This is a genomic window from Microbacterium sp. 13-71-7, from assembly GCF_002257455.1.
Classification (GTDB): domain Bacteria; phylum Actinomycetota; class Actinomycetes; order Actinomycetales; family Microbacteriaceae; genus Microbacterium.
This window is the reverse complement of the sequence record NZ_NCKN01000276.1, coordinates 1-4,745: the sequence shown is the minus strand read 5'-3', so window position 1 is coordinate 4,745 and position 4,745 is coordinate 1. Positions and strand designations below refer to the sequence as shown.

Sequence of the window (4,745 nt, the reverse complement as noted above, 5' to 3'; positions counted from 1 at the left end):
GGCGGCAGCGTGCGCGTGATGGTGAACCCGTGCTTCTCGCCGTATCCGGGGAACGCCGCGGCGATGTCGGGACGGGCCTGGTCCGCGGTGTGCGCGGAGCCTGCGGCGCCGACGTAGACGTGGACGGGGATCGAATCAGGGCTGTCGGGGTCCAGGGCCCAGCCGCGGAGGGTGACCTGGTCGCCCTGCACGTCGAAGCTGTCCAGACGTCCGAACGGAGCCCTGCCCGGGTCCGTCGCCGCACGCACGAAGAGCTGCTGACAGGGCGCCAGCAGGATGTTGCCGCCGGACTTCACGTTGATGCCGTAGACGCACACCGTCTGATAGCCGGTGGGCGCGCTCACGGTCGCGGCATAGCCGTGGTTCGCACCGTACATCGGGAACGCGGCGGCCACGTCGGGGCGGCTCTGGTTCGCGAGGGTCGGCGTGCCGGTCGCGCCGACGTACACGTGGACCGCGATCGGGTCCTTCGTGTCGGGGTCCAGGGCCCAGCCCCGCGCCGTGATCGTGCCGGGCCCCGCCGTGATGCTGTCCACGTACCCGGTGGGCGACCCGCCGTACGCGGTGATCGTGCTGCATCCCAGCAGCTTGTTGGAGCCGGGACCCGTGTTGATGCCGTAGGTGCAGACATCGACCGACCCCCACAGCGGCGGCGGCACCGACACCTCGAAACCGTGGTTGGTGCCGAGCCCGGGGTAGAACGGGGCGAGGTCGGGCCGCGGGCGGTTCGCGGTCGTCGGGTATCCGACCCCGTTGACGTAGACGTGCACGTCGATCGGCGCGGTCGTGTCGGGATCCAGCGCCCAGCCCGAGAGCCGGATGTCCCCCGGAACCGAGCTGATGCCGTCCACCGAGCCGACGGGGCTGCCCTTGCTGGAGCCCGCCTGCGTCGAACCGAACCAGTCCGTGAAGTAGTTGTAGAAGTTGCGGTTGCCGTAGGCGCCGCACGCGTCGCCCTCGCCGTATCCCGCGGCCAGAGCGGAGGCGTTCGGCTGATAGGGGGTGTAGTAGTACAGAGCCGAGGTCGCCTTGTTCGCGACGTAGACCGGCGAACTGCCGCAGCCCGTGTTCGGGTTGTACTGGATGTTCCAGGTGTTCCCCGGCGCGTACCAGGTGAACCAGCGGCCCTCCATGTAGATCTGCATCTGGCGCGCGGCGCCGAAGACCTGCTGGAAGAAGCCCGCGAAGGAGGGGTCGCATGGCGCGGTGTCGGGGCATCCCTGGCCCATCGCCTGCCCGTAGCGCCACGCGCTCGGCCAGACGTGCGTGACCAGGCCCGCCTCCTTCTGGAGCATGACGATCAGCACCTGGGGGTTGATCCCGCAGGACTGGGAGACGCGGAAGATGATGCGCGCCGCGGACTCGCCCGCGGCCCCGCTGTAGCCCCTGCAGTACGCGTCGGAAGCCTTGCTCGGGGTGTCCTGCCGGAAGTCCTTCAGGCAGATGATCGGACCGTATTCGTCCGCCCCGCCGAGGCAGTTCGGCACCTTCGCGTTGAGGAAGGCCTGGATCTGCGCCTCGGTCATCGTCGAGCTGTCCGTGAACACGGCGTCGCTGATGATGTTGCCCGCGTTCCAGCCGTCCAGCGTCGCCGGCCGGATCGCGGTCGTGGCCGCGCCTCCCGAACCCACCACCGATGTCGTCGACTGTGCGGCCTTGACCGGAGCCGCATCGGCGGCCGCCGGGACCAGCACGGAGAGGAAGACGGCGGCGATCGCGAGCATGCCGATCATCCAGCGTCGGGGCGCATGAGCGCGCGCGGGACCCGGGGCATGTCCAGTCATGGTGATATTCTGCGGGATCCGGCCCCGGATGGCACTGCGGACACGCGCGCAGGCCCGGAATCCCGCGGGAGGAGCGGACTCCGTCCGCCATCCGTCACAGCTCGGCGTGCAGCGTCCAGACGCGCTCGGCGGAGCCGTTCCAGGAGTAGGCCCTCGAACGGTCCGCGGCGAGCACCGACAGCCGTCGCGCCCCCTCCCCCGCGGCGTCCCGCAGGGCGTCGGTGAATCCTGCCGCCGCCACGAGCAGCCCGCCTTCCGCGAGCACGTCGCGATGCACGCCGCTCTCCGCCGCGATCACGGGAACGCCGAGCGCGAGCGCCTCGACGAGCCGCCACGGCCAGACCGGCGCGGGGTCCGCCGCGGCGAAGGCGAGCGCGCCCGCGAGCAGTGCGGCGCGGTCCTCGGCATCCAGCCGTCCGAGCACATGCACGCGCGGCGCGGCGAGCCCTTCCGCCGCAGCGACCTCGGCGATCGCGGGCGCGGATCCGGTCGCCGCGTCCAGCACGAAGACATCGGCGTCCCGGTCGACCGCGGCGGCGAACACCGAGGAAAGGGGCTCCGCGGAGCCCGTGGCCACGAGGTACCGGTCAGGGGCGCCGAGCGCGGTGCGGCGTCCGGCCGCGTCGTGCGGGATCGCGAAGCCCGTCGCCGGAGCCCCGGGGATCACCCTGATGCGGTCGGCGAAGCGGCCGAAGCCCGCGAGCTCCTCCGCCATCGCGTGGGTGGGCACGACCACGGCGTCGGCGTGCTTGACGGCGCGCTTGAGCATGCTGCGCTGCCACAGCACGCTCGCGCGCGAGAGCTGCTCCGGCGCGGTCCACGCCCGCAGGTCCCAGACCGTGGCGACGGTCTGGTCGTAGTCGTTGGCCCTGTCGTGCTTCGCGAGCGGGGCGAAGAGCGTGGGCGCATGGATCATGCCGCCGCCGACGCCGGCGACCACCCCGAGCTGCCAGGCGGCGCCGAGCTCTCGGCGCGCCAGCGTGAGACGGTGCAGCGTGTCGGCGCCGTCGACGACCGGTTCCGTCCCTCCCCCGGGCACGATCGCCTCGATCGTGCACTTCTGGGGCGCGGTCGCGGCGAGCCCGAGGACCAGGGACCGCGCGGCCTCGGCCTGATCGGCGTCGACGACGTCGTTCACCTGATCCAGCACAACCCGCAGCACAGCCATGCTCCGAGCCTATCCAGTGCGCACCGAAGGACTCCCGAGGCGCTCCATGGACCGCCGGATCAGCTCGTCGGCGCGGGCGAGGGCTCGGGGTGCAGAGCGGCCTTGACGATCCCGTGGATCTGGTTCCAGTCCGGCTCGAGCTCGTCCACGCCGTTGGCGGGCGTGAGATCGATCGTCGTGAGCTTCTGCTTCTTCGCCTTCATCATGAGGTCGAAGAACTCCGGGAGCTTGTCCTGCGGCAGGTCGGTGTCGACCGCGGACGTGCCGGCCGCGGCGATCTCGCTGAAGTGCGCGGCCACGTTCTGCGGGGTGAACTGCTTCATCAGCGCGTCCTGCAGCTCCCGCTGACGGCGCATCCGGTCGAAGTCGCTCGTCGTGTAGCGCGAGCGGGCGTACCACTGCGCGGTGTCGCCGTTCATGTGCTGCTGACCGGCCTCGATCCAGCCCGTCGCCCACTCCTCGGCGTTGTCGGAGTTGCCCCACTCCGGAACGTTGCCCTCCGGCAGACGCTCCTTGACGTTGATGTCGACCCCGCCCAGCGCGTCGATGAGCTTGGCGAAATCGTTCATGTCCAGGAACACGTAGTACGGGATCTTGATGCCGAGCACGCCCTCGGCCGCGTCCTTGGTGGCCTCGACGGCCGGGCGGGATCCGTGATTCTTCGCGTCCGGGTACAGTGACGGGCCGGTGTGGCAGTACTCGGCCGCGTTGGTGAGCTGATTGATGCCGCTCCCCCAGCCGCACTCGGAGTCCTCGTGCGCCTGCAGCCCGTCCGGATACAGATCGTGCATGGGCCCGGGGGCGAACGGCACGTGCGGCATGTCGCGCGGGATGCCGAAGATCGTGGTCTTGCCGGTCTCGGCGTTCACCGACACCACGGAGATGCTGTCGTAGCGCATCGAGTCGCGGCCCATGCCGCTGTCGGCACCGAGCAGCAGCACGTTGTAGTAGCCGTCGCTGGGCGGCAGGCTCGGGCCGCCAGAGCCGAACAGCGTGCTGATCGCGCTGCGGCTGGATCCGACCACGTTCGCGGCATAGGCGGCGCCGGAGCCGCACAGGCTCAGCACCAGCACGGCGACGAGCGGGATCGCGAGCTTGGCGTAGTTCTTGGTGCGCACGAGCCGCACGAGCCGCAGCGTGTCGAAGGTCAGCACCACCCAGAGCACGACGTAGGCGATGCAGAGCAGCTGGATGAGGCTCAGCACGAGCCAGCTCACCCACCCGCCGCCGACCGTGAGCCAGAGCAGCGCCTCGTGCCAGAGCAGCGCGCCGAGGATCCCGAGCACGACCAGCGTCCACATCGTGAGCGTGGCGGCGAGGCCGAACCGCCCCAGCCTGCGGTTGCCCGCCAGCACCTGCGCGGATCCGGGGATCAGCACGTTGAGCACGACGAGCCACCAGCCGCGGCGGGTCATGACCTCCGGCGACCCGAAGTCGGGGTCGCGCATCGGCCTCGTGCGGATCAGCCCCGCGCTCTGCGCGGAGACCCCGCCGGGGCGGGCCAGGAGCTGGGTCACAGGCTGTCCTTCAGCCGCCGGTTCTTCTCCTCGACCTGCGCCTCGAGGTCGCGGGCGTAGGACTCGATGCGGTCGGCGAGAGCCGGATCCGCGGTGCCGAGGATGCGGGCTGCGAGGATGCCCGCGTTGCGCGCGCCGCCGATCGAGACGGTCGCGACAGGGATGCCCGCGGGCATCTGCACGATCGACAGCAGCGAGTCCATGCCGTCGAGGTAGGCGAGCGGGACGGGGACGCCGACCACGGGCAGCGCCGTCACGGAGGCCAGCATGCCGGGC

Annotated in this window: 3 protein-coding genes and 1 pseudogene; all 4 read right to left on the bottom strand. The window is 71.0% G+C overall.

The window, feature by feature from the left end; genetic code table 11:
• Positions 1–1,784 (bottom strand): annotated as a pseudogene (locus tag B7X32_RS18590) (hypothetical protein); the annotation flags it as partial.
• Between the two features lie 94 nt (positions 1,785–1,878).
• On the bottom strand, positions 1,879–2,952 hold the full coding sequence (locus tag B7X32_RS18585) for a glycosyltransferase (RefSeq protein ID WP_292723089.1): 1,074 nt from the start codon (positions 2,950–2,952) through the stop codon (positions 1,879–1,881).
• A gap of 59 nt (positions 2,953–3,011) precedes the next feature.
• The gene (locus B7X32_RS18580) at positions 3,012–4,469 is read right to left on the bottom strand and encodes an LCP family protein (protein ID WP_366247010.1); all 1,458 of its coding nucleotides are present in this window, start codon (positions 4,467–4,469) and stop codon (positions 3,012–3,014) included.
• On the bottom strand, positions 4,466–4,745 hold a 280-nt coding region (locus B7X32_RS18575), incomplete at its 5' end, for an AIR carboxylase family protein (protein ID WP_292723085.1). The genes B7X32_RS18575 and B7X32_RS18580, both read right to left, overlap by 4 nt.

Bases quoted from the DNA above. Each gene is read 5' to 3' on its own strand.
- B7X32_RS18585 (WP_292723089.1), bottom strand. From the start codon at position 2,952: ATGGCTGTGCTGCGGGTTGTGCTGGATCAGGTGAACGACGTCGTCGAC.